At 31.0% G+C, this 25948-nt stretch carries 24 protein-coding genes; 1 reads left to right on the top strand and 23 read right to left on the bottom strand.

Annotation, left to right across the window (positions count from 1 at the left end; genetic code table 11):
• Nucleotides 1-8 precede the first annotated feature (8 nt).
• The 5 genes from leuC to C1I91_RS05335 all read right to left on the bottom strand — a co-directional run bounded on the left by leuC (nt 9) and on the right by C1I91_RS05335 (nt 7570).
• Nucleotides 9-1268 (bottom strand): 3-isopropylmalate dehydratase large subunit, encoded by a 1260-nt coding sequence (gene leuC / locus C1I91_RS05355; protein ID WP_128211825.1) that lies wholly within the window; start codon nt 1266-1268, stop codon nt 9-11.
• 12 nt (nt 1269-1280) lie between these two features.
• Nucleotides 1281-2873 carry a citramalate synthase gene (gene cimA, locus C1I91_RS05350; protein WP_128211823.1) on the bottom strand — a complete coding sequence of 531 codons (1593 nt, stop codon included), beginning with the start codon at nt 2871-2873 and terminating at the stop codon, nt 1281-1283.
• Nucleotides 2874-3366: 493 nt separating this feature from the next.
• On the bottom strand, nt 3367-3894 hold the full coding sequence (gene ilvN, locus C1I91_RS05345) for an acetolactate synthase small subunit (RefSeq protein ID WP_128211821.1): 528 nt from the start codon (nt 3892-3894) through the stop codon (nt 3367-3369).
• Nucleotides 3895-4704: 810 nt separating this feature from the next.
• Nucleotides 4705-7029 carry a heavy metal translocating P-type ATPase gene (locus tag C1I91_RS05340; RefSeq protein WP_128211819.1) on the bottom strand — a complete coding sequence of 775 codons (2325 nt, stop codon included), beginning with the start codon at nt 7027-7029 and terminating at the stop codon, nt 4705-4707.
• A gap of 178 nt (nt 7030-7207) precedes the next feature.
• Nucleotides 7208-7570 carry an ArsR/SmtB family transcription factor gene (locus C1I91_RS05335; protein ID WP_128211817.1) on the bottom strand — a complete coding sequence of 121 codons (363 nt, stop codon included), beginning with the start codon at nt 7568-7570 and terminating at the stop codon, nt 7208-7210.
• 438 nt (nt 7571-8008) lie between these two features.
• Between C1I91_RS05335 and C1I91_RS05330 the strand changes: the two genes are divergently transcribed.
• The gene (locus C1I91_RS05330) at nt 8009-8860 is read left to right on the top strand and encodes a hypothetical protein (protein WP_128211815.1); all 852 of its coding nucleotides are present in this window, start codon (nt 8009-8011) and stop codon (nt 8858-8860) included.
• 208 nt (nt 8861-9068) lie between these two features.
• Here the strand turns inward: C1I91_RS05330 and hisJ are convergent, their stop codons facing one another.
• The 18 genes from hisJ to C1I91_RS05250 form a co-directional block, all read right to left on the bottom strand.
• A complete protein-coding gene (gene hisJ, locus C1I91_RS05325) occupies nt 9069-9911 on the bottom strand; it encodes a histidinol-phosphatase HisJ (protein ID WP_128211813.1) in 843 nt (280 codons plus the stop codon).
• A gap of 85 nt (nt 9912-9996) precedes the next feature.
• The gene (locus C1I91_RS05320) at nt 9997-10578 is read right to left on the bottom strand and encodes a suppressor of fused domain protein (protein WP_128211811.1); all 582 of its coding nucleotides are present in this window, start codon (nt 10576-10578) and stop codon (nt 9997-9999) included.
• A gap of 356 nt (nt 10579-10934) precedes the next feature.
• Entirely contained in the window at nt 10935-12209 is a 1275-nt protein-coding gene (locus tag C1I91_RS05315) for a tetratricopeptide repeat protein (RefSeq protein WP_164880451.1), read from the bottom strand.
• A gap of 342 nt (nt 12210-12551) precedes the next feature.
• Nucleotides 12552-12710 (bottom strand): hypothetical protein, encoded by a 159-nt coding sequence (locus C1I91_RS28025; protein WP_164880450.1) that lies wholly within the window; start codon nt 12708-12710, stop codon nt 12552-12554.
• A gap of 285 nt (nt 12711-12995) precedes the next feature.
• Complete coding sequence (locus C1I91_RS05310) at nt 12996-15173, bottom strand: lanthionine synthetase LanC family protein (protein ID WP_164880449.1); 2178 nt, start codon at nt 15171-15173, stop codon at nt 12996-12998.
• 241 nt (nt 15174-15414) lie between these two features.
• On the bottom strand, nt 15415-16140 hold the full coding sequence (locus C1I91_RS05305) for a LytR/AlgR family response regulator transcription factor (protein WP_128211805.1): 726 nt from the start codon (nt 16138-16140) through the stop codon (nt 15415-15417).
• A 14-nt stretch (nt 16141-16154) separates the two neighbouring features.
• Nucleotides 16155-17468 (bottom strand): sensor histidine kinase, encoded by a 1314-nt coding sequence (locus C1I91_RS05300; RefSeq protein WP_128211803.1) that lies wholly within the window; start codon nt 17466-17468, stop codon nt 16155-16157.
• Between the two features lie 111 nt (nt 17469-17579).
• On the bottom strand, nt 17580-17744 hold the full coding sequence (locus C1I91_RS05295; RefSeq protein WP_128211801.1) for a cyclic lactone autoinducer peptide: 165 nt from the start codon (nt 17742-17744) through the stop codon (nt 17580-17582).
• The gene (locus C1I91_RS05290; RefSeq protein WP_128211799.1) at nt 17716-18351 is read right to left on the bottom strand and encodes an accessory gene regulator B family protein; all 636 of its coding nucleotides are present in this window, start codon (nt 18349-18351) and stop codon (nt 17716-17718) included. The genes C1I91_RS05295 and C1I91_RS05290 overlap by 29 nt, the downstream gene beginning before the upstream one ends.
• A 152-nt stretch (nt 18352-18503) precedes the next feature.
• A complete protein-coding gene (locus tag C1I91_RS28020; RefSeq protein ID WP_164880448.1) occupies nt 18504-18677 on the bottom strand; it encodes a hypothetical protein in 174 nt (57 codons plus the stop codon).
• Between the two features lie 314 nt (nt 18678-18991).
• Entirely contained in the window at nt 18992-19723 is a 732-nt protein-coding gene (locus C1I91_RS05285; protein ID WP_128211797.1) for an ABC transporter permease, read from the bottom strand.
• A complete protein-coding gene (locus C1I91_RS05280; protein ID WP_128211795.1) occupies nt 19723-20436 on the bottom strand; it encodes an ABC transporter ATP-binding protein in 714 nt (237 codons plus the stop codon). The genes C1I91_RS05285 and C1I91_RS05280 overlap by 1 nt, the downstream gene beginning before the upstream one ends.
• 262 nt (nt 20437-20698) lie before the next feature.
• On the bottom strand, nt 20699-21808 hold the full coding sequence (locus C1I91_RS05275) for a M20 metallopeptidase family protein (protein ID WP_128211793.1): 1110 nt from the start codon (nt 21806-21808) through the stop codon (nt 20699-20701).
• 1 nt (nt 21809) lies between these two features.
• The gene (locus C1I91_RS05270; RefSeq protein ID WP_128211791.1) at nt 21810-22544 is read right to left on the bottom strand and encodes an ABC transporter permease; all 735 of its coding nucleotides are present in this window, start codon (nt 22542-22544) and stop codon (nt 21810-21812) included.
• Nucleotides 22545-22561: 17 nt separating this feature from the next.
• Entirely contained in the window at nt 22562-23392 is an 831-nt protein-coding gene (locus tag C1I91_RS05265; RefSeq protein ID WP_128211789.1) for an ABC transporter ATP-binding protein, read from the bottom strand.
• A 26-nt stretch (nt 23393-23418) separates the two neighbouring features.
• Nucleotides 23419-24213 (bottom strand): hypothetical protein, encoded by a 795-nt coding sequence (locus C1I91_RS05260; RefSeq protein ID WP_128211787.1) that lies wholly within the window; start codon nt 24211-24213, stop codon nt 23419-23421.
• A 17-nt stretch (nt 24214-24230) separates the two neighbouring features.
• Nucleotides 24231-25061, bottom strand: coding sequence for a SagB/ThcOx family dehydrogenase (locus tag C1I91_RS05255; protein WP_128211785.1), 831 nt, complete (start codon nt 25059-25061; stop codon nt 24231-24233).
• On the bottom strand, nt 25058-25939 hold the full coding sequence (locus C1I91_RS05250; protein ID WP_128211783.1) for a thiopeptide-type bacteriocin biosynthesis protein: 882 nt from the start codon (nt 25937-25939) through the stop codon (nt 25058-25060). The genes C1I91_RS05255 and C1I91_RS05250 overlap by 4 nt, the downstream gene beginning before the upstream one ends.
• Nucleotides 25940-25948: the final 9 nt, after the last annotated feature.

Below are 25948 nucleotides of genomic sequence, written 5' to 3'. Positions count from 1 at the left end.
TATTCCTCCTAAACTAATTCTGGGTCAGTTATAACTCCAGTAAGTGCTGAAGCTGCTGCCACTGCTGGACTTGCTAGATAGACCTCTGACTCTACATGTCCCATTCTTCCAACAAAGTTTCTATTTGTAGTAGATACTGCTCTTTCACCTGCAGCCAGTATTCCCATATGACCACCAAGACAAGGTCCGCAAGTTGGAGTAGATACGATTGCTCCTGCTTCAATAAAATCTTTCAATAAGCCTTCTTCCATGGCTTGAAGATAATTTTTTTGAGTTCCAGGAAATACTATAGTTCTAACATACTTAGCAACCTTCTTACCTCTTAATATAGAAGCTGCCACTCTGAGATCCTCTAATCTTCCATTTGTACAAGATCCTATAACAACTTGGTTTATTTTAACTTCTCCTGTTTCATCTACAGTCTTTGTATTTTCAGGTAAATGAGGGAATGCTACTGTTGGTCTTAAAGTAGCTAGATCTATTTCATAAACTTCATCATATTCAGCATCTTCATCTGGTTCATAAACCTTATACTCCCTAGTTGAATGCTCTTTGATATATTCAACAGTTTTTTCATCTACTGGGAATATACCATTCTTAGCTCCAGCTTCTATTGCCATATTGGCCATGGTAAATCTGCTATCCATAGAAAGATATTTCAAACCATCTCCAGTAAACTCCATAGATTTGTACAATGCTCCGTCTACACCTATAAGTCCTATTATATGAAGGATTATATCCTTACCGCTTATCCACTTAGCAGGTTTATTCTTCAATACAAACTTTAAGGCTGAAGGCACCTTAAACCAGCAATTGCCAGTAGCCATACCAGCTGCCATATCAGTAGAACCTATTCCTGTGGAAAATGCACCTAAGGCTCCATAGGTACAAGTATGTGAGTCAGCTCCTATAACCACATCTCCAGCTACAACCAGTCCCTTTTCAGGTATCAAAACATGCTCTATTCCCATCTCACCGATATCAAAGAAGTTTGTTAACTCCTTATCTTGAGCAAATTCTCTTATGAATTTACATTGCTCTGCTGCTTTTATATCTTTGTTTGGAGTAAAGTGATCTGGCACTATTGCAACTTTTTCCTTATCAAAAACTTCTAAATCTCCAAGCTTTTTAAATTCCTTTATAGCCACAGGTGAAGTTATATCATTGCCTAAAACTAGGTCAAGCTTTGCTTGTATAAGTTGTCCTGCTTTCACATAATCAAGTCCTGCATGGCTTGCTAATATTTTTTGAGTCATTGTCATCCCCATTTTAAATTCCTCCTAAAAATAAGTTCTTACTTTTCTTTCTATATCTTTAATCAACTTATATTCAATTGAATCCACCAAAGCTATCCAACTAGCTTCGATGATATCCTTAGATACTCCAACATTGCTCCATTTCTCTACTCCATCTGTAGATTCTATAAGAACTCTAACCTTAGCCCCGGTGTTACTCTCCGAATCTAAAACTCTAACCTTGTAGTCAACAAGTCTTACACTTCTAAGCTGAGGGTAAAATATTTCTAGTGCTTTTCTTAATGCTTTATCCAAAGCATTGACTGGTCCATCGCCTTCTGCAGCAGTAATTTCTGTTTTTCCTTCTACGGTTATATTGATCAAGGCCGTAGAACTAAAAGTCCCTTTTAAAGATGGCTGCTCACCTATAATCTTAAAATGATTTAGTTTGAAGAAAGGCTCGTACTTACCTATTATCTTTCTCATTACCAGCTCCACAGTTCCCTCTGCTCCCTCAAACTGGTAGCCTTCAAATTCTAATTCTTTTAGCTTATTAGTTATTGATTTTACTTCTTCACTATCTTTCTTTATATTTGGGAAAATCTTTTGAACTTCCTTCCAAATAGTGCTCTTTCCACTAACTTCAGATACCAAAAACCTTCTTTTATTGCCTACCAGTTCAGGTTTTATATGCTCATAAGATTTAGGGTCCTTTGATACAGCGTCAATATGCATACCTCCCTTATGAGCAAAAGCTGAGGCTCCCACATATGGTGTATCATCAGTTAAAGTTATATTGGATATTTCAGAGATGTATCTTGATATTTTAGTTAATTTATCTAAGTTTTTACTAGCTTCAAGTTCATAATCATACTTACATATTAGAGTTGGTAATATTGTAGATAGATTTGCATTACCACATCTTTCTCCTATGCCGATAAAGGTTCCCTGTATATGGTTTACTCCGCCTTCAACCGCTGTCACTGAATTGGCTACTGCCATTCCAATATCATTATGGCAATGTATGCCTAAGCTATCCCCCAATATTTCATGAATATTACTTACAATTTTAATTATTTCTAGAGGTAAAGTTCCTCCATTAGTATCGCACAGAACCACAACCTCAGCCCCAGCTTCCTTGGCAGTCTTTATGGTCTCTATGGCATAGCCCTCATTGTTCTTATATCCATCAAAGAAATGTTCAGCGTCAAATATAACTGTCTTCCCCTTATCAACCAAAAACTTTATTGATTCATATATCATAGATAAGTTTTCTTCTAGGGTAGTCCTTAATATATCTTTCACTTGAAAGTCCCATGACTTTCCAAATAAAACTACTGTATCCACCCCAGCTTCTAACAAATCTTTAAGATTCTTATCCTCTTCAACCTTAGTGCCCATCCTTCTAGTACTTCCAAACGCTACAAGCTTTGCATGGTTTAAAGTAATATTTTTCATAGATTTGAACAATTCCATATCCTTAGGATTAGAGCCTGGGTTGCCAGCTTCTATATAATCTATCCCCAACTGATCTAAAGACTTACATATCTTAATTTTATCTTCTAAGGAAAATGAAATTCCTTGTCCTTGAGCCCCATCTCTTAAGGTAGAATCTAAAATATAGATTTTTCTATTCAATTAATCACCCCTTCTAATGCTATTGCTGTTTTATAGATAAACTTATTTCACATGGAAATCTTTATTAAAATACTAATTAAATAACTAGTTTATCTGTATATGATGATTCCTGCTATAGAGTTCTTAACTCAACTATTAATTTATATATGCCCGATAATCCCCAGAAGCCGGTATTATCGAACATACATAAATTAAGTTTTCGTAAAGGATACCTATAGGTATCCAACTCCAACTATTAATTTATACATTACCGAAAATCTCAAAAACCCGCCATTTTCGAACAAGTATAAATTAACTTTCCATATATGAACTCTTTATCAAAACCCCTTTTTTATTACTTATTGCTTTTATACTCAATATTAGTTTTAAAGGATTATTTTACTGAAAATTTTGTATTTACGAAATTTTCCGACACATAAAGCTACATGGCCCCTTTGAAGTTATGAAAACCTCGTGAAATAGTATAACTAACTGTTGTATATATTTATTTTGCTTATCCTACATACTCTTCCTCAAAGTAGTCCCCATAAGAGCTTATTTCCTTACTTCCTCTTTCAATTGCAGCAAGTCCAGTTCTCACAATTTCCTTAACCCCATATTCCTCCATAAGTTTTATAAGAGCAGATACCTTGCTATCATCTCCAGTAAGCTCTAGAGTTAAGCATTCTTTATCAAGATCTACAACTTTACATCTAAAAATCTTTGCAACATCATTTATAGCAGCTCTTTCAGTGGCATCAGCTTTTATCTTGATAAGAACCAGCTCTCTTACTACTGAATTATCTGGTGTAAGCTTTATCACCTTGATGACTTCCTGAAGTTTATTTAATTGCTTAATGAATTGATCTAAAACTTCATCTCCTCCCATTAAAGTTATAGTAATTCTAGCCAACTCTGGATTCTCAGTCTTACCAACAGATAAGCTATCAATATTAAAGCCCCTTCTCATAAACAGCCCTGATACTCTGCTAAGTACACCTGATGAATTTTTCACTAAAACAGATAATACATGTCTTTCCATCGCAACCTCCCATTATACGGTTATTATTCAATATAAATTAATATATTTAATTTTTTTACAGTAAAAGTTTATAAAAAATTTGCTAAAACGACTTTCTTTAGTTAATGCTGTTATATTATTTTTATGTATGCCAAATACTAATAAAATTTTCAAATTATATTAGACAATATATAATGCTTTATCATGGAGGCTTAATTAATACATGCATGAAAATTACCATAAGATGTGATCTTCCAACAAGTATAAATTAATTTTCGATATAGGAACTCTTTAGTATATCTATACCTTAGTAGCTTTAATAGAAAAATTTCAGATGAACTTTAAGTAAGTAATTAAGTACTTTCTATGCCTTTGAACGTAGGTGAGGTATCTAAGAGAGGAATAAAGAATAAAAAAATCCCACTCTAATGATATAAATCATTTAAAGTGGGATATGTTATCATCTCCGCCTTATAAAAAAATATCACCAGGTTCAATCAAACCCTTGCCTATAACGGGGCTTACCGGAATTTCCTTACTTGCGCCATTGCTTTCAGGTTTCTGCTCAAGAGTGATTGTCACTTAGAAAAAACATCGATTCTCACCTAACCTCGACTCTCTGTGGCTTTTAATAACTAAATGACTGTCTCCGTCAACGCATTTATTTTTAACGGGCATATTTTCAATTTTTATTGAACTAATTGTTAATTATGATTTTATTGATGATGTGGTGATATGTCAATACATTTAAAAATTAAATAGCAATATAATATTTTTAAACATATTATATTGCTATTTTTGTAATTATATAGTTTTCAAAAAGTAAAATAGTTAATTTTTTCTAACCTTTAAAATTCTCATAGAATTTAAAACTGCAATAAGTGCAACTCCTACATCTCCAAAAACAGCTTCCCACATAGTAGCATATCCTACTGCTGCAAGAGCCATAATAAGAAGTTTTACACCTAAGGCAAAAACTATATTCTGCCAAACTATTACATTGGTTCTCTTTGCTATATTTATACCTGTTGATATTTTAGAAGGTTCGTCAGTCATTATAACCACATCTGCTGCTTCTATTGCAGCATCTGAGCCAACTCCTCCCATTGCTATTCCGATATCTGCTCTTGCCAGAACAGGTGCATCATTTATTCCATCTCCTACAAAGACAACTGCATCCTTCTCTTGCTTTTTACTAAATATCTGTTCAAGCTTTTCCACCTTATCTGCAGGTAGAAGCTCTGAAAATACCTTCTTAATACCAAGCTTTTCAGCCACTGCATCGGCAACCTTTTTATTGTCGCCAGTAAGCATAACTATATCCTCAATACCATTTCTTCTTAAGCTTTCTATAGCTTGTTTTGAGTCAGCTTTTACTTCATCAGCAATTAATACAAAACCAGCATACTTCTTGTCTATCGCAACATGTACTAAAGTTCCAGCTTCACTAGGATTTTCAGCTTTTATGGAGTTATCCTCCATTAGTCTTATATTTCCTGCTAAAACTTCTTGTCCATTAAAATTAATTTTTATTCCCCTTCCAGAAACTTCTTCAAAGGAATCTATTTTATTCTTATCTATAGCCTTACCATATTCCTTAACTATGGAAATAGCTATAGGATGGTTAGAATAAAATTCAGCATAAGCTGCATACTCAATCAACTGTTCTTTTGTAAAACCATTTTTATTTTCTAAATTGGAAACCTTAAACACACCTTTTGTCAAGGTTCCAGTTTTATCAAAGACCACTGTCTTAACTCTGTTAAGAGCTTCTAGGTAGTTGCCTCCCTTTATCAGTATACCTTGTCTTGATGCCGCTCCAATTCCTCCAAAGAAAGTTAAAGGAATAGATATAACAAGAGCACAAGGACAAGAAACAACTAAGAAGGTAAGTGCTTTATATATCCAATGAGAGAAATTGTGATCACTCATTATAATTGGAGGTATAAACGCAAGTGCTAAAGCAGCAAAAACTACTGCCGGTGTATAGTATCTAGCAAACTTAGTTATAAATTTCTCTGTTTGAGCCTTCTTATTTCCTGCATTTTCAACAAGATCCAAGATCTTAGCTACTGTTGATTGACCAAAGTCTTTGGTTACCTTAACCTCTAACAAACCATTTTTGTTAATGGCTCCTGATAGTACCTCATCACCGGATGTCACTTCTCTAGGTATTGACTCTCCTGTAAGAGCAGAGGTATCTATAGATGCTTCGCCTTTTAACACTACTCCATCTAGAGGAATTCTTTCTCCTGCCTTTACAATTATGATATCCCCAACTTCTACACTTTCAGGATCAACCTTTGTTTCACCTGAGGCTAGCTTTAAGTTAGCATAATCTGGCCTTATATCCATAAGCCCTTGTATAGACTTTCTTGATCTGTCAACAGCCATATCTTGAAAAGCTTCACCAATTTGGTAAAACAGCATAACTGCTGCAGCTTCCGGAAACTCTTTTATAGCAAAAGCTCCTATAGTGGCAATAACCATCAAGAAATTTTCGTCAAATACTTCACCTTTTTTAATATTTCTTAGTGCTAGAAGTAGAACATCCCCTCCAGCAAGAATATAACTTACTAAGAATACCCCTAGTTCTCCGTAGAAACCAAAATTGAATATCATACCTACAGCATATATAACTATAGCAGCAACAATCCTTGCTATTCTTGCCTTTGATAACTCACCCCCATGTTCATGGTCATGTCCATGGTGATCATGCTCATCTTCACCGTTATGATGTTCATGTTCATGGTGCTCATGTGCATGTGAATGCTCACTATTATTTGAATGCTCATGTTCATGTATAGCTTCTTTGTGACTTAATTGAATATTTATATTTTCGCCATCTTTAACTTCATACTCACTATTGTTTTGGCAACATTCATCCTCACAGGGTGCATGATACTTTAATGTCCTATTTATTTTTGCCTTAGCAGGCTTTCTTACCTTAACATGAGGCTCTTGAGCTACAACTATATCTGTAACCTTTGATATGATGCTCTCCTTATATTGTTCTTCCACTGTCATAGTTAAGGTTCTATTTGCAAAATTAACATTAGCTTCTTTTATTTCTTCTAGCTTATTTATCTTATCTTCTATTTTAGCTGCACAGTTCGCGCAATCAAGGCCATCTAGATAGAGCTTTATTTGTTCCATTTATCTTCCCCCTTAAAAAACTGGTGCCATTTCTTGTATATAACTTTTTTATATTTTCTAACCTTTGATATATTTTTAAGCTTTTGCTATGTGTAGTAATATTATTGAAATTAAAAGAACCAAATTTTATAAATTAACAGAGCCTAATTTTAAAGTATAACTTATTAACTTTCAGCAATTAGCCCTCTGTTATATGTTCTAAGCCTTGGTTAAATATATTTTTTACATGTTCATCATCTAGGGAATAATAAATAACCTTTCCTTCTCTTCTATGCTTAACCAATCTAGAAGCCTTTAAGACCCTAAGCTGGTGAGATACTGCTGACTGAGTCATCTTTAGCAAAGCGGCAATATCACAAACACACATCTCAGCCTCAAAAAGCGCACATATTATCTTAATTCTTGTACTATCTCCAAATATTTTAAAAAGTTCCGCCAAGTCGTATAGTGTTTCTTCTTGTGGAATCTTTTCACTAACTTGTCTTATAACATCTTCATGTATAATGGTGCAATTACAACTTTCAACTTTTTCATTAATCATTTAATCACCTCATATAATTTTCCAACAAACATATGAATAAGTGTTCATATGTTAATATCATTATATTCTTTCAGTTAAAAATGGTCAATAAAAAAAGGGTGAAATTGAGAAATATTTTTATTTGGACTTCATGGAGATTCATAAAAACTAAAAATTTTATGCTTTCATAGAAAGTAAAAAGAGGTTTAAAAATAATTCACAAAAATCATTTTTAACCCTCTCTTAACAATATTATACTAATCCCATTGTCCTATTGGATCTATCATGTTACAAACCTCCTTATAATGATACTTATATATTAATTCACTTTACATATTTTGTAAATAATTATTCATGATTTGTATTTTTATGGTAAAATGTAATTACAAAACATTTATTAGGTAACTCTGAAAATGTTGTATTTTTCTAAACTAAATTTATTTTAAAGGAAGATATCACATGAATTACAAATTATATGATTATAAAATAGAGAAAATTTTAATAGAGAATCAAGATTTCCTATGTTTAGTAAGTCAAAAAAGTGATCCATTATCATTATTTTTAAAATTAGGCGATAAACTCAATAATAAAGGTAAGATTCTCGACTCCTATTATTGCTTCAAAAAGGCTTATGAATTAAGAATTAATAGTGATGATGATATTAAAGCAAAGATTTCAATATGCCTAAGTTCATTGGCTTTAAAACTTAATAAAGTTAATGAAGCATATAAAATACTATCAGAAGCACTAAATGATAATCTTTATGTACCTTCTTACAAAAAATCAAAAATATTGCTAAATTACATATTGGTCTTAAAGAAGCTTAAAAGGTTTGACGAAGCCTTAGATAATATATTGTTTTTTGAAAGTAGTTTTGGTGTAAATAATATTAATCTATTTAATCTGCTAACCCTAAAAGCAAACATTTTAAAAGAAAAAGGCTTTTCAAAAAATGCTGTAGAAATTCATAAGCTTTTATTTGACTCTAGCAGTAATACTGAAGAAAAACTTGTTGCATGCTGCAATATATTGAGCATATATCTAGAAGACTCTAACTCATATAAACTCAAGGAATATATGGAGATTATTGAAGATTTGACTTATGATTACAGGTATTATAATAATAAGCTCTATGAGGCTGATATATACTTTTCCCTTTTCCAATACTACAAATTTATTAAGGATATTGCAGAAGCAGATAAATTTTACAGACTAGCTTACGTTAGTGCTGTTGCCAATAATAATTATAATATTGCTGATAGCTGTATTAATTCATGTTTCTATATCAACACAAAGCTTAAGCTGAGTTAACTATTGTACCTTATGTAAGATTTTATTTGTAACATACATTAACTAAATAAAAATTCGCTGAATTAACTTTCTTCAGCGAATTTTATATATATGCTCTTTATTCAATTATCGAAAAAGTGCTAGCTGTCCACATATTATTCTTTAATTTACACTAAAAGCTTAGTAGTCCTATAATACTTATATAAAGTTTTAACAATACCTTTATATATTATAGTTTGCTATAGATCCACTTACCTTCAAATAACACTTTTTGTTCCTCTATTCCATTATCTCTTAACTGCTTGGCAGCAGCATCAAAGCACCCATCAATATTATCCACAACATGAGCATCACTACTTATATTCATAGGTATATTCATCTCTTTACATCTTGCTATTATCCATTCACTTGGATAATATTCTTTAATATACCCTCTAGTTACTCCACCTGTATTTACTTCTATAATAAGCTTATTTTCTTTTATTACCTGCAATGTTTTTTCAATCTGATTAACATACCTTGAGTCATCTTCCCTGAAAAACAAATTATCCTTATTAAATTTCTTTATCAAGTCTAAATGACCTATGATATTAGGCTTGCTTGAAGAAGCCATTTCCCTAATAAAAGTATAATACGCTTCTACAAACTTATAAGCATCACCATCATAACCATCATTGATTATTTTTCTTAGCTCTTCTTCTGAATAATCTACAGTTAGATACTCTCCACTGTCTTTGATAGGCATAAAATGAACTGATCCTATACTATATTCTAGTGGAATAGCTTTATATATTTCATCTCCTGGCCCCATGATACCCTTTATATAATCTATCTCTAATCCTAAGCATATATTGATTTTTTCTTTATACTTTTCTTTTAAACTTAATATTTCATCAACATATTTTCCTAAGTCCTCCTGCTTCATAGTCCAGTTATTTGGTATAGCTACTGGAGCATGGCTAGAAAAACCGATAGCCTTAAAGCCAAGTTGAATAGCTTTCTTTACATAGTCTTCAGGCTCACCCTTCCCATCACAATAGTGATTATGCATATGATAGTTAAACAGTTCCATTTTTATCCCTCCTTTTGAAGATTGTATCTTGATGATAATATTTATTTTTACTTATGTCTACTATAAAGTTTCCGTATATGACTCTTTATTTAGATCCAAGATTCTTTCTTTTTACATCATACAAATCATATCCATCTAAACTAAAGAAATCCTTTATTCCTATAGTTTTAAAAAGCTCAATTTCTTCACTATACAATGGGTACATTCCTGTTAGATATACAGTCTTCGTTGGAAGTTCTATCTTAGCTTGTGATTGATCCAAAATAGAAGGTGCAAAAACAAAATAACCTACCATATCAGAATCCTTCGATATAGGCTCTTCTAAGGTAAACAAATCTCCATACCCAAATGGTTTTTCTCCTCTAAAATTGGTAGCTAGAAATGCTGAAGCAAATCCCCAAGCTTCTTCCTCAGATTTGACAGTAACCATTAGTTCAGGTCTTCCGTTGCTCCAATCTGGATGGTTACCTTCAGATAACCCATAGGTAACAGAAGTTATCATACCCTTCTTTGGAAGATTGTAATAATAAAATATATGGATTGGTGTTCCTCCATCCAAACATTCCGCTTTCCTAATAGAGTCTGGTTTTCCAAACATGCTTTCAAGTCTTTCTACAAAAACCTCAGCATCAGTTTTACTACTTTTATTAACGCTATTAAACCCCATATATATTCCCCTTATCCTATTATATTTTAGTTCTAAATACTTACTAGATAGATGGACCACTTCATGTAGATTCCTAAGCTTAATTGCCTAGAAATCATACCACTTTCTACTAAAAACATTAACTTTTCAGCATACTCTATGAAGCCATAAGCTTAATTGATAATTTCTATACCAAAATGAAGAAAACCTTTACATGAATAGGTACTTTATTATATCATACCTGATAACAAATCGCTAACAAGCAATCATAAGTGATTTTTTATCAGGTATGCCTATATAATAGTTACACTTTCTGCCTACTTTTTTGTGTAGAAATTTCAAGTCAAAAATAAGATTTTAGCTTGATATATTGAAGCTTATAAAAGTCTTTCTAGCTGCTTTATAGTCTCAAAAGCTTTATCTAGTTGGTCATTTTTAGTATAGGCTTCTGAAAGCTTATAAAGAGCAAACTTATTTCCTTTTTCAAAGTCGTACTCTTTTAGAGTATTTAAAAATTCTTCCATATAATAAATAACCTTCTCTATATCATTTCTTGACTCTAAAATAGTAACTAGATCAAAATAATTGTCATAAAGAATATCAAGTTTCATGCACCTTTCAGCCATTCTTATAGCCATCTCGATAATCAGTATACTTTCTTCATATAGTCCCTGTTTAAAAAATATTTTTGCCTTTATATTAAGAGTATTTGGCAAGGTTTCTTTATCTATCCTATTCTTTATTATACTTGCTTTAGATAAATACCCCAAGGCTTCATTATATTCACCTTTTTCATAATAGCATTCACCTACATTATTATAGATTAAAGCCAGCAACTTTTCATTTTCACCTTTTATTTCTTGAATCAATTTAAAATATTCTTCTAAAGCCTCATCTCTTTTACCAAGCTTATCTAATGAAATGCCCTTTATTATCCTTGCATTAGTCACATATTTAGCTGCAACTATAGAACTTCTCTTTAAAATATTTTTATCAATTATCTCTATAGATTTTTTATAACATTTGCTACGTGAATATGCATTAGAAATATTGAGATTTGCTCTAAAAAATATATCATAGCTATCTTCATATATTGAGTAAGCTATTGCTTGTGTATAATAGAATATGGCTTCATCATACTCACTAAGCTTTAACTTACAACTACCCATCAAATCATAAATATTAGCTTGTGGCTTATCCTCTCTAAGTTCCTTGTATATACCTAAGCAATTATTTAAGCATATGAAAGCAGTATTATTATCTTTTTCTTCCATGTACCTCAAAGCATTTAGATGATGCATCTTAGCCAATAGATCAAGTAATTGAAACCTAGTAGCTATAGCTATAAGCTCATCCAATTGTTTATGATTATTTTCCTTTCGTAGTTCCTGCTCACAATAAATTCTAGCATCCTCGTCAGGTTGCCTATAAAAATACTCATCATCAAGCTCCACCTTTATTGAGTTCTCTTTTGCTATAAGATTAAACTTTTCCGCTAGCTTTTTAGAGCTTTCCCTACTTACATTTCTTTTCCCAATCTCCATCATGCTAATAAAGCCTACAGACATGTTTTCTGATTCTAATTCCCACTGATTAACCCTTAGGCTTGTCCTCATTAGTTTTATTTTCTCGTTTGGACTATAAAACTGCAAATAGATCATCCCTTCACTCATCAATACTTTATTATCCCTAATAACATTATAACTATCTTTTCCAAAAAACACATCAATAAATATAAAATTGTAACATTATTGTATAATATTATAAGAAATAAAAAAGTCGCTGAAGCGAGCTTTTTTTGCGCATCTGCCTTTTCTGAACGTATGTGAAGAAATTCTGTCAGGCGACTTAATTTTATTTTTTACTGCTTATCCTAAACAGCTGTTCTAAAGCCTTAATATTGCTAGGTTTAGATAATAAATTTCTTTATACTTTCCTTAACAGTAAAAGAGTCTAGTTACAAACTACATAACTAGACCCTCCTTTATTAATTCTTAAGTCCAACCTTGTTCCTCTGCCATTACTCCACTTTTATTCTTGCTTGGCTCCTCAATTGTTGTTGGAAATCTGCTTTTAGCCCATTGGTTTTGTGTTTTGGTACCGTTTTTTCTGAAGGTTTTCTCTGTATAAACTCTTCTATGTCTACTATTCATTGCTAGCACCTCCACAAATTTTTATTTAAACATATGCAAACTTAATCAGAAAATATTTTTCCAGTTATTTGAATAACTTGTCTTAAGTTAATCAAACAAACCAAAGTTTTGCACATATTTTTAGTACCTAACACCATCAAAGACCTTATTATAACTTATCTTCGACATAAGCTATAGAGTAAAACATCTTTAATGGTATACTTATAGTATGCTATATTTTACGCTTCTTATGATGCATACTTTCTACAAAAAACTCCATAGCATAGTGTGAAAGTAAGATTATTATTAATCAAACCATAAAATTGAAGGAACTATATTTTTGTTATAGTGTCTAATAAGTGTATAGCCACAACCTACAACTCCTGATATTAATGATAACTTCTTTTCTAGATAGCTTCCATTCTCAGCTAAATAGAAGTGTTCGATATAAGCTAACAACTTATTAAAAGCATTTTTACAACTGTTATTAAGGTTTTTATCATCTAAAATTTCTGCTGCAAACTCTAATATTTCTAAGTTTCTTATAGCACCATCATAATAATCAATAGCTTCTTCAAATGAATTATTAGTAAAATGCTTTATAAGTAACTCTACTTCCACATCCATTAAATCATCCACATAACAATACTTTTTAAGAACTAATCGGCTTAAAAGCATTTCAGAATAGAATTTTGTACTTTTTAAGGCTTTGTTCATATTTAATATAATATTATCTTTTCTCTGGTTATTAAGAAGTTTATCTATAACATTATCTGCTTTGTGATTTTTACTAATATTTGCAAACCTTGCACAAAAGATTATTGCTTCATTAATATCTAATAACTGATCACTATTTAATATATCTATATTGAATTTCTTTTCTAACTTTTCATATACAATATTACATATATCTAATATCTTCTCTTTAAGATATAAAAATTCTTCTCTCTCAGCTACAGCTAATAATGCGCAAAAAGATTTTAACTGATTTGTTTCATCATAGCTGTATATAAATTTTCTAATACAAACTATGATCTCTTCTATATATTCTTTTACTATCTCTTTTCCAGTAATCAAATACATTTTTGCAAAGGTGTATATTCCTATGTTTGCAAGCATAAAGAACTCTTTGCTTATTTTATTTTCTTTAATCCTAGCTCTTAAATCATCAACAAAGCTTTCCATAGCTTCTATTGAAGTTGCAATGAAATACTCATTCTTACTTACTACTCCAAGGTATAAGAAAAATAAAGCTATTCCGCTATTTCCCTCATATGGATTGTCATTGCTTGGGCATACCGTAAAACTTTCATTACAATCCTTTTTTAAAGTTATCCAGCTTCTACTTGTTATGGAGTTATTATAACCAATTATACTGTCCTGTATAATATCTTCTCCTAGCTTAGAAGCAGTCTTTAATATATGATCAAAATCAATTCTGTTCTTCTCATATTCTTTTGATATGGTCAATTTGAAAATGTTACTTTTTATATTATTAAATTTAGCATCAATAATATTTAATTGCCTTGCCAAATCCTTTTTATTAAGATGGTTTATATTTGTAACTACTTTTGCTAAGTATGAATTTTTATCTTTAAATAACTCTCCCATCAGTTTGATAAATATAGTTTTATTTTCAACTAGTATATTATATATACGCTTAAATCCACTTCTGTACTCTAATAACTGCTGCTTATCTAAATATTCTCTAGTGCTATCTAAAAAGTTTATGTTATATACAGAACATTCAATAACAAATCTAACTACACTTTCTGCTGATTGGAAAGAAGGCATATTGGTATCTATCTCTATTACATCAGCTATATTTTGTATAACTGGTTCTCCATTTATGCAGGTCAAGTCATATTCAAAGTTATTTTGTCCACCTAAAATATAAACAACCGCAAGAATCTCTCCACATTTAAAATAGTAATTTGGTTTTAATTTATTATTAGTCTGTAATCTCTGATTAATTATATTCATAAATCCGCCATTATCCAAACTTACTATAGGCTGTATATATAATTTTTCTTCTTCAGGAAGACTTATATTTATTCTTTCAATTATCTTATTAACCGCCAATTGTTCTCTAAAACCATTCTCTCTAAATAATATAATTTCATCTGATGAAAGAGTAATGATTGCCTCTTTCCTATCATATAAATACTCTATATTGTCTATCATAGGAATATCAAGATTATGTCCCAATGTTCCCCTTATATAAACTATATTTTTTTCCATTAATTTAAGTAGTTTATCTACTTTACAAAAGTATTTTTTAATATATTTTTTATTAAACTTTTCTTCACAGAAGGAATTTAGGCAATTACTTAAAAAAAGATCCTTGTTTATCAACAGTTTTTTTAATTTATATTGAATCTTATCTATATTCTCAATTAAAGAATTCATATATTTTTTCTTAATAAAATTAAAGTCTAATATATTTTCCTCCAAAGCATCTTTATTTAATGTTGATTCTCCCAAAATTATTCCCCCCCTAACTTGATATAAAAAATATAACACATATTGGACTAACATATATAAATTTGTAATAATCGTCGCTTTTTTAGTAATAATAGGTTGTTATTTTGCTCTTAAAGCTGTAGACCATTATTAATTTTAAGGTATTAATAAAAGCCATGTATAGTAAGGCTCTTTATTTTCCTTATTATACATGGCTTTTATTTTTGCAAGAAACTTTTATGCATTATAACGAAATACCTTGCTAATCAAGTAACCCCTTCAATAGTCTTGTTGAAACAAGACATTGCTCACCATTTATCATATATGCACATCTATTAGTTGTATCAATTTCTCTTATGTTATCCTTATTTACTAAATAAGATTTATGACATCTATAAAATCTTTCATCCACTTTATCTTCAATCTCTTTCATTTTAGCATAGAACTCTAATTGCCTATCAACAGCATGTACAATTATTTTATGTATTGTTGGTGAAGTTTCAAAAAATAATATCTTACTAAATTCAATATTCACAACCTTATCTTCTGTTTTTATAGAAAAAATCTTCTGTCTCTCGGCGTCCTGAACTGAATGCTTTGTATTAGCATCTAGTATGCATTGATGTATTCTTTCCCTTATGTTATTATAGTTATCCTTTATTATATAATCCATGGCCTCTACCTTATAGGTAAAGGTTAAATAACTCATCTCTGCATGAGTAGTAACAAAAACTATAAAGCCTCTTGGATCATATTTTCTTATCTCAGAAGCTAAATTAATTCCATTCATAGAAGCTTTTAAATCAATGTCTAAAAAGTATAATCCTGATATACGACTTTCCTTTATATAGTCAATTAACTTCTCTGGACTTTCTGTATCAAGAGCCATATCCATATCTATATTTTCAATCATTATTATATCTTTAATTATCTTTGTAAAACGTTCTCTTTGTTCTTTGTTATCTTCGCATACAAAAACCTTAAGCATAAGATCACTCCCCACTACATTTTGCTTATATATAATATTTGTTTAAATCTACCTTTTTCAATAATTGTGTCTAAAGAAGCCTTTTTATATTTAGATAGCATCTTTTTTAAATTATATAAACCAATGCCTCTGCCATTTCCTTTAGTTGAAAATCCATTTTCGTATATTTTATAAACTGGCGGAGTACTATCTGAACAACTATTAATTATAACTATCTTTAAATGTTTTTCCTCATTAATTATTGCAAATTCTATGTTAGGCTCGTCACACTCAATAGCGGCTTCGATTGAGTTGTCAACTAGAATACCTATACATCTGCTCAAATCCATAATATCCATATTGAAATCTTTTATAGGTTCAGTAATTTCTATATGAACTTCTATTCCCATTTCTTGAGCCCTTATCAACTTGGATGACAGTATACCTTTTATCTCAGGTACCTGTATATTTTTTAGATTTCCTATTTTAAAATTATTGTTTTCCATACTGTTACTTAAAGGCATTATCTTATTGTTAAAATGAGTTCTTAAACCCTCCATATCATCACTTTGTATAAATCCAACCATTGAAGCCAATATGTTTATATAATCATGTCTAAAGGATCTCATATCTGAATAAAGGCTCTCAAGATTATTGGTGTATTGCTTAAGGTTTTCAAATTGTTCCTGTTTATTCCTAAAATCAAGCTCTTTAGTCAAACTCTTAATCAATATATACATAAATACTATCAACAATACAAAATATGCTAAAAACATTATGTCGTTTACTTGATATATCTTAAATGCTGAAACTTTTCTCCTACTCAATATTATATTTGAATAAAATATAACTACAGTTAGTAGTAAGCTCAAGAGCATAAGTAGCCCATTAGTTCCTTTTAGATCTATATCCAAAAGCTTTGTTTTCTTGTATAGTATGAAAGATAAAAACTTGCTTAATATATAGATAAATATGAAAGTAGTTATATATCCGATAAAATATGTTAAGTTATCATTATATACTTTATCACTACTTCCCTTAGATAGAGTGGTATATATACCTGAAATTAGATTATCACTTAGTACTGCTAGAATTAAAGAAAATACTGGTAATGATATGCTTTTTATGATATTTTTACTTCTTAAATATAACAATACTATTGGAATTACAAGCACAGGTATAATCGCTATAAATTCTGATGATGTTACATAAAACAATAAGTAACTTAGAGTATCTGCTACTACAATTGTACCTATAAACTCCTTTATCTTTATTTCAGTGAAACTTAGATTAAGTATTGTACTATATAATAATATAATAGTTGCTAATAACTTCAAATAGTATTCCATAATATATTTTTTTCTCCTTTAAATGGAACTTTAATATATTATATTATATCACGCTAATAAAACTTTTAAATATATAGTTACCATAAAAAACAATTTTTAATATTTTTTTAATTATTCTTCATCATTTTGCAACAATTCTAGTGGGAATTTAGGTTCATAAAGACAGAAAATAGAACAATCCTTCATTGAAACTTCACCTACCTTAATCGCTTTATCTCCTATGTCGTTTGCTAATCTTTCTCCCAAATTAATTATTTGCTCTCTCAAATTTTTCATAATTTCTATATCTCCTTTTTAAAATTTTATAAGTTATTGGTAATATATTTATAACTTCGTAACATGAAGCTATAGTTATCATGGCTTTAATCCTATAACTTGGTATTATTAATGTTATTATCATTAACAATAAACCTGTGATTGCAGCTTTCTTTCTTAGTCTATCTCTCAATCTTTTAGACAAAAGTGGATGGGACTCTGTATCTGCCGGTGCGTACTTGTAAAGTAAGGTAATAATAAAAGTAAAAATTGTAACTACCATAATATTATTTATAGGTATATATCTACTCATATATGCTCCAGTGACAAACATGTTAACAGAGACTATTGTACATATAACACTATTCTTAGCATGTATCCCAAAAGCACTTTTTCTTAGGCTAGCAAACACTGTGCTCATAAGTATAGATTCTTTTATCAACCCCGTATAAGCGGCTATTGAAAAAATTATTGTAAACTTAGTAAGATTTATTAATATAATTTCAATACCTAATTTTAGCTTTAAAAGATCTATTCCTTCCTTATGTATATATAAATTTAATCTTTCTGTAAAAATTCCAGCTAAGTTTTCTGTAAAATTCATTTTATTTTTTAATTTGTTTTCCATTTACATCACCCAATATCAATTATATTAAAATTAATATCCAATAATTGTTTATATAACATATTGACTGTTTGAATTAATAAATGTGAAAACTCTAAGCTCTTTATATAATAATCGCTATCTTATTTGTAATAACCGTTTTTATCTTTTTCATTTTAATATTCACTATATCTTTTCCTAAAAAAGTTCTGTAAGCTTAGCACTATTATAAAAAAGCATACATCAGTTATTATCAGCACTGCTTTCATGTGTAAACTTAATTTAATAGCTATAAAGGTAACAAGATTTAAAATAATGATAAAGCCTGCTAACTTGATTTTATCTTTCATAATATCACCGCCTTTAAGTATTTATCTTATGTCTATATTCTATATCATAAGGTTCATCTTCTATTATTTTTGTATTAAGTGTTAAAAATAGATAACTAAATGCCTTTTGATCTAGCAGAACTTATCTTTTCCTTAGCATCTGCCTTTACCCATGTATATGAGGAAAATCTGGCAGTCCAATAATACTGTTTGCCATAAGTAGCTGTTATGAACCATGTAAATCATTAAATTTAGCTATAAGAAGTTTTGTACTGCTCTAGGCAAAAATATAGACCCGATTACTAAAATTAGTAATCGAGTCTAATACTCTGCATCTATTCCCACCTAAATAATCTATTAGCCATAACCCCAAAAACAGCTAGGCATGCTAAAATGACAAAGATATATGAAGTCGCAAACAATGCGCCACCTGCTAATATTTTTCTTAGTAGCTCTACTCCGTAGGTAGTAGGTAAAAACCAAGCAACCTTTTGGATGGAACTTGATAAATTACTTAAGGGACAGGTAATATCTCCCAAAAATAATAATATAAAATAAATTATCAACCCTCTGGTTTGTACAGCTCTAACATCACTGCTGGTGTTTCCTATTATTACTCCTAAAAAGTATAGCATTATGTGCAGTACTAGAAGTACTCCAAAGAACTTTGGTAGATAACCATATGGAATATTAACATTATATCTAACAACTGCTATTATAGATAATACTCCCATTGTAAATATCCCTAAGATAAACTGTATAGTATAATGAACTATCATATATAAGGAAGGCGAAGCCCCTGCTAACCTTAATCGCTTAAAGTACTTACACTCTCTGTCTCTAGCAAAGCCTATAGGAAGTGTAGTAAGACACAACATTAGTATTGTAAGCACTGTAAGCGATGGTATAAGCACTAGAGGATCAAAGCTGCTAGCCGCACTTTTTTTCAGGTTCTCCATCTGCATTACAAAAAGAAATTGAGGAAATGCTATTGCAAATATTAGTACCCAGGGTACAAGTATTACTTTCTTTAACTCCAGTAAGAACATAGCCCTAAATCTTCTCATTATGCTGCACCACCCTCTAAACTATCATTATCCATTATCTTATCAAAGCACTGTTCTAAGCTGCTAACTTTATATTTATTCTTTAAGGTTTCAAGATTAGTATCTTCAATAATGCATCCGTCTTTAATAATTACAAATCTCTCACAAAGATCTTCAAGCTCCTCCATGTAGTGGCTTACCATAACAATGGTCTTCCCTGCATTTTTTAAGCTTTTTAGCTTTCTTCTTATATCTTTTCTACTAATCGCGTCTAAACCAGTGGTAAGCTCATCAAAAATAAGCATTTCTGGGTCATGAAGCATAGCACACAATATATTTAACTTTTGCTTTTGCCCTCCTGACAGCTTTTCTATATTCTGCTTCTTTAGTTCTGATAGCTCTAGATAGCTTAGTAGTTCCTCTACTCTACTTTTAGGAATGCCATACATGGAAGCCCAAAACTTGCACCAATCCTCTACATTAAGTCTTCCATCAAACTGTGCCTGTTGGAGCTGAATTCCAATTTTTTTAGGTAATTCTTTTGTTGAAAAGTCATAGTTAACCATCCCTTTAGAAGGCTTCTTCATTCCAGATATTATGTCTATAAGTGTTGATTTCCCTGCTCCGTTTCTACCTATAATGCCTATAGCTTCCCCTGGATTTATCTTCAAGTTAATATTTTTCAATACTTCTTTAGTTCCGTAGGAATGAGCTATTTTACTCAATTCAATCATTAATTCTCCACCTTTCAACTAAATAATATATTAACTAATTTAAATTATATCCAAGTATACAGATTCTATAGGCATGATGTATTATTAGGCTATTATTAATAAATAACTGTAATATTTAAGAACATAATTTGTAATAAAAGCGCTTATTCACATAATAAACGTCTTTCTGCGCTAAGTATATTCTTAAGAACCTTGTTAAAATTAAGTTGTTAGTAAGTAAATGCTAAAATAAAAACCAAAAGACTACAAAATCTTTCGGTTTCTACTCTATCTTATTATTTATAAAGCTTACAACGGTTTTTAAGGCATCGTATCCATAATACAGACACTGCTCATTTACATCAAAATTTTCTGTATGAACCTCTATATCATCGCCTAAGTAAGATCCTATGAAAAAATAGCAAGTTTTGATTCCTTCTAGAGTTAAGCCATAGTATGAAAAGTCATCACTAGACATTAAGAAAGGACACTTAAGTACATACGACCTGCCATATCTTTTCTCAAATAAAGCTCTTGTTAATTCGCTGAGCTTTTTATCATTTTTCAGTGCTGGGTATTTAGAAATTATATCACTATTTACTGTCAGCTTTTCACTAAGATCTCTAATGAAATTTTGATAATCTAGGGTCACCTCTTCTATATTCACTCCTCTAAAGTTTATAAGCAACTTCAATTTACTTGGAGTAACATTGTAATATCCATTAGTTTCAATATTGGTGACCTTAAATATCCTATCCTCATTATTATATTGCTTTTGAAAGCTTTCTATAGTTGATAGCACCTTCAAAAAGTCCGTTTTCTCTGCTATGTGTCCTTGCTTTAGCTTTACTTCTACTTCTGCCATCAAAGCAGCTGCAAGCATTACATCAGAGCTAAGAGAATAGTAACCAACTGGCAGATTGGGAGTAATATGCAGAGAGTACATAAAAGCTATATCATAATTCGTCAATTCTCTTGAAAGCTTCTTTGCTCCTGCATACACCTCTTCACCAGCTTGAAATACATATACTAGGTTAACCTTAAGCCTCTCTGTATCTAGGAACTTAATAAGTTTAAGCAATATTGCCATATGAACATCATGACCGCAGGCATGACACATACCTTCATGCTCACTACAATAGCTAACGCTCTTGGTATCCTTAATAGGCAAAGCATCAAGTTCAGCTCTGAAGGCAATGGCTGGATAATTATCGCCATTGACCTTCATAGCTACTAAACCTAGCTCTGAGTTGTGAGTTATCTTAGTTGAAACTGCATTATTTCCTATATATCTTTCAATATATCCTCTAGTCTTTCTTTCAGCCATAGCTATCTCAGGTATCTTGTGTAAGTCATGTCTTATTTCCTTTAGTTCCTCTAAGTCCTCTAACATACTATGCGCCTACTATTGAAGTTTTCTTATATCTATAAACAACAAGAGTAACTATTAGCATCAAAACTATATAAACTGACAATATTGCTAGATTTGATAACGCTTGTGCATGATCAGAAATATTTGATATCATTTTAGTTGCATAGAAGCCTGGGAAAGCCCTTTGGATAGTTGTAATAAAGCCTGGCATCCCAGGATACATTTGCTGAGTTACGTTAGTAGCCATAGCTGCAAAGTATATTGGAAAAGAAAGTGCTTGTAGTGTTACTGTCTCCAAAACAAAACCTAAGCATAATCCTAACAATACATAAAATGTACTTAAATAAAGAATTACAGCTTCCATAATAAACAGCTCTCTAGTCAATTGTAATTTGAAGAACAAAGCTCCAAAAAGAATTATAACAGCTTCTATAAATACATTAAGCAATATTTGTACTGCTGAAGTAATAATTATAAACTTACTTGGAGTGTAAGGTGTTGTAACTAGTATATTACCTATATAAGGCTTTTCTCTTGCTATTCTACTACTCAAGGTATTAATTCCACTTCCTACCGTAGCAAAGGTAGAACACAAAACTGCTAACATTGCTGACATAGCCGCCTTAGCTTCAGCTCCACCAGAGCTAGACATACTATACAAAAGCACATAGAAGAATAATGGAGCAACCAAGGTAAACATTATAAATCTCTTATTTCTTATTACTTTCAAAAACTCATATTTTATTGTAGTACTCATCTTACAAAACCCCTTCCTTAATAAGCGTATATTTCTCTATAAATATCTTTTACTTCTTTAAAGCGTTCCTCAAAAATGTATTTGCCCTTTTTAAGCAGCTGAACTAGTTCACCATATCTTCTTGTATTTAATATAAATAGCTTATCATCTTCTATCTTTCCTCCAAATTCTCTTTGAACCTCATTAAGTTTATCTGCTTCGCTGTGCACAACAACTACCTTTTGTGAATTTAGTTCAGTTTTGTTTACATCAAAAGCTATAACCCCATCCTTCAAAAATACGAATCTATCACAGTAATCGTTAAGTTCATCTAAGTGATGTAAAGTTACAAAAATTGTTGTTCCTTTTTCCTTTATAGCCTTTATGTTTTGCCAGAATAGCTTGCAGGATTGAATATCCATCCCAACGGTTGGTTCATCTAAGAAAAGTAATTTAGGGTTAGAAGAAAGTGCAGTTGCAAAGGAAAGTCTTCTTTTTTGTCCACCTGACAAAGTAGAAACTAATGAATTCTTTTCTCCTTCTAAGTTTGCAAGCTTCAATAGATATTCAGTGCTTGTCTTTGACTTAAAATAGCTTTTATGAAGAGCTATAGCTTCCTTTACCTTTAAATTATCTGGGAAATAATCATTTTGAAGCATTATCCCAACGTCTGTCTTTGGCGAAAAATCTCTCACTATGCTGCCATCATCAACATCCATTAAGCCTAAGATTGCTCGAATTATTGTTGTCTTGCCTGCACCATTTGGGCCTATAAGTGCAATGCTCTCACCCTTATTTATTTTCATTGAGACATCTTTCAAAACTTTTTTATCTTTAAATGACTTTTTCACATTTATTAATTCTAACATTTTAATTCCTCCATTAATCTCATAATCTAATTATCTTGCATACATTGGCATGAAAGTGATATGGGTGCTATTAGCTCTGTGTGATACATCATGTTATCTTTAAAGATAATTTTTCTTTCATTTACGCTTGAAAGCATAGTTATATACCAACTATAATAATCCACTAACGCTCCTATATACTCCTTAAATATAATCTCTTTTAAAGAACTATCTTGTGATCTAGCTTTAATTATCTTATGCTGCTTTTCCATATTGAGTTTTAGACATTGGAAACAGAAGTCTTCATCGGATTTATATATTGGTCCAATCTCTTCTATTTTTTTATCCTTCACCTTGCATAGAAATACAGTGCTATTATTAGATAAATTAATTTTATCTTTAATCTCCTCAAGATCTTTTGTATCGGAATAACCAATAATATTATGAATATATAAAGGTTTCTTAGTTTCATTGCAGACTAGCAACCCCTCTAAGCCAATATCTTTAGGGTCTATATTAAAAAAGTTAAATCTAGCTTTAAAAAAGTCTCTAGTCAAAACCCTTGAAAGAAATAGTTTGTCTATATCCGCTCCTAAATCATAAAATAAGCTATTCAGATTTCTGTATAAATCAACTTTATTTTTCTCTATTATTACTCCCTCTTCATATAACTTAGCTAATATAGGTTGATTATGATCAATATTTTCTCCATTTATAAGTTCATTAATTAATGCTTTATCACTTATTCTTCTTAAAGAGTACATAGGTTTATTACCGCTATAAATATTGAATATATCTAAGTCTTCTCCATTCCATATAGCTTTATAAAAAACATTGAGCATTTTATCTCACCTCTCTTCTAACCTAAAACTACTCCATATACACAATGTTGAAACTTATTTTTCCTGATTCCTAGAGCTTGTTCTATTCTTTCATGGAATAATCCGCATATAGGCAAGGAATCCTTTCCCAAAGCTGTTACAACTAGTTGCATATTTTGTCCTATATGTCCTGCTTCCAGTAATGCCAATCTATAAGAAAGCTGTCCGTATTTTCTAAAACTATATTTGAAGTCTGCTACCATGAAAACTACTGCCGCTGACTTTTCCATAGTCTCACTTCTCACATCCAATTTTAAGGAAGTCATAGGAAACAACTGCTCTAGTTCGCTTAATGATATAGCTGATTTTAGCCTACGAATAGAGTTATCAACTGGATCAAAGTAATAAAATCCTGCTTCTAAGCCTTCTATTTTATTAGCATAAAAATATATCTTTATGGGATATAAAGATCCACCTGAAGGATAAGTTCTTAAATATACCTTTACGTTTTTATCAGCTCTTGGGTAGTCTCTATCCTTCCACCTACGTCCTGCTGATAGCACAAGTAATTTTTCCAAATCCTCAAGGTTCCAACTTCCCTTTAATTCATTAAGAAGAGTTGATTCCCTATTCAAAAGCGTATCCACTAACCCTTTGACCTCAAAATCACTTTCACTAAATTCTTTATTAAATATAAGCTTTTCTTCATCATTAGTTTTATCTTTAGCATATTCTGGAAATTCATAATCATCTCTAGGTGAATAATTAAGCCTCCAGCCTACTGATCTCATCTCTTCTTTAGTTAGCAATTCAAACATGTCATTAAAATTATGAAATTCTAAGCTATCTTTAATTACATTCTCCATCATAGTACCCCACCTTCCTTAATACAGTAATATAATGCACACTCATATTCTGGTACGATGCCCAATCTATTGTTAAGCATGTGCAGGTGTGAAAATACTATTGACCTAAAACTCTTATAATCCTTTACGCTTCTATATATTTCTTCAAAGCCTTTTATTAGCTTTTCTAAGCTATTACTAAAAAACTCCTTGTGTAAAATAAGTTCATTTATTCGCTTTATATATTTACCATTACTTACACAATTATTTAGTAGATTTTCAGCATAGCTCATATCTTCTATAGAATTCATTCCTCTCCAGCACCTGACGCAATTCTCATAAAATGCATTATTAGCTACTCCTAAAAGCTCCTTTTCCTGAAGCCTATCTACTAAGAGCTTCACCGTAACTGCTGAAAAGAAGAATCTTAGTAGAAAGCCCTTGTCTTTTGTTAAAGATATTAACCTAGTTACATATTCACTTGAGATCATAAAAAGGCTTTCAGTCAAAGGCATAAGATCTTCCCCGCCATACCGTTCATACTCTGGAATATACTCAGCAGCTATTATTTCACCTTCTTCATACCAAGGTAGCTCTTCTTTTGAAATTGTGTTTTCCTTAATATTCTCATAGTAATCTTCTTTGCTTATCTTACCTTTAAAAGGATTTATTTTGATGTAGTCTATAACCTCTTTAAAAATCTCTTTGTAATTCAGTGTTTTTTCAGTTAAGAACCTCACTCTAATATGAGGTCCTCCCTCCCAGTATCTGATAAAAAACCACTTTTCAATGATATTTTCCTCCATGAAGCTTGCCATCTTCTTGGCTATTAACTGGATAACTTCGTCTTGTTTAGAGCTATCGTAATAGTATATATAATAGGTATTCCATACTGAATTCATCTTAATTCC

The organism is Clostridium manihotivorum (assembly GCF_004015185.1).
Lineage (GTDB): Bacteria > Bacillota > Clostridia > Clostridiales > Clostridiaceae > Clostridium_AR > Clostridium_AR manihotivorum.
The sequence above is the reverse complement of the archived record's forward strand: the minus strand, read 5'-3'. Positions and strand labels throughout refer to the sequence as shown.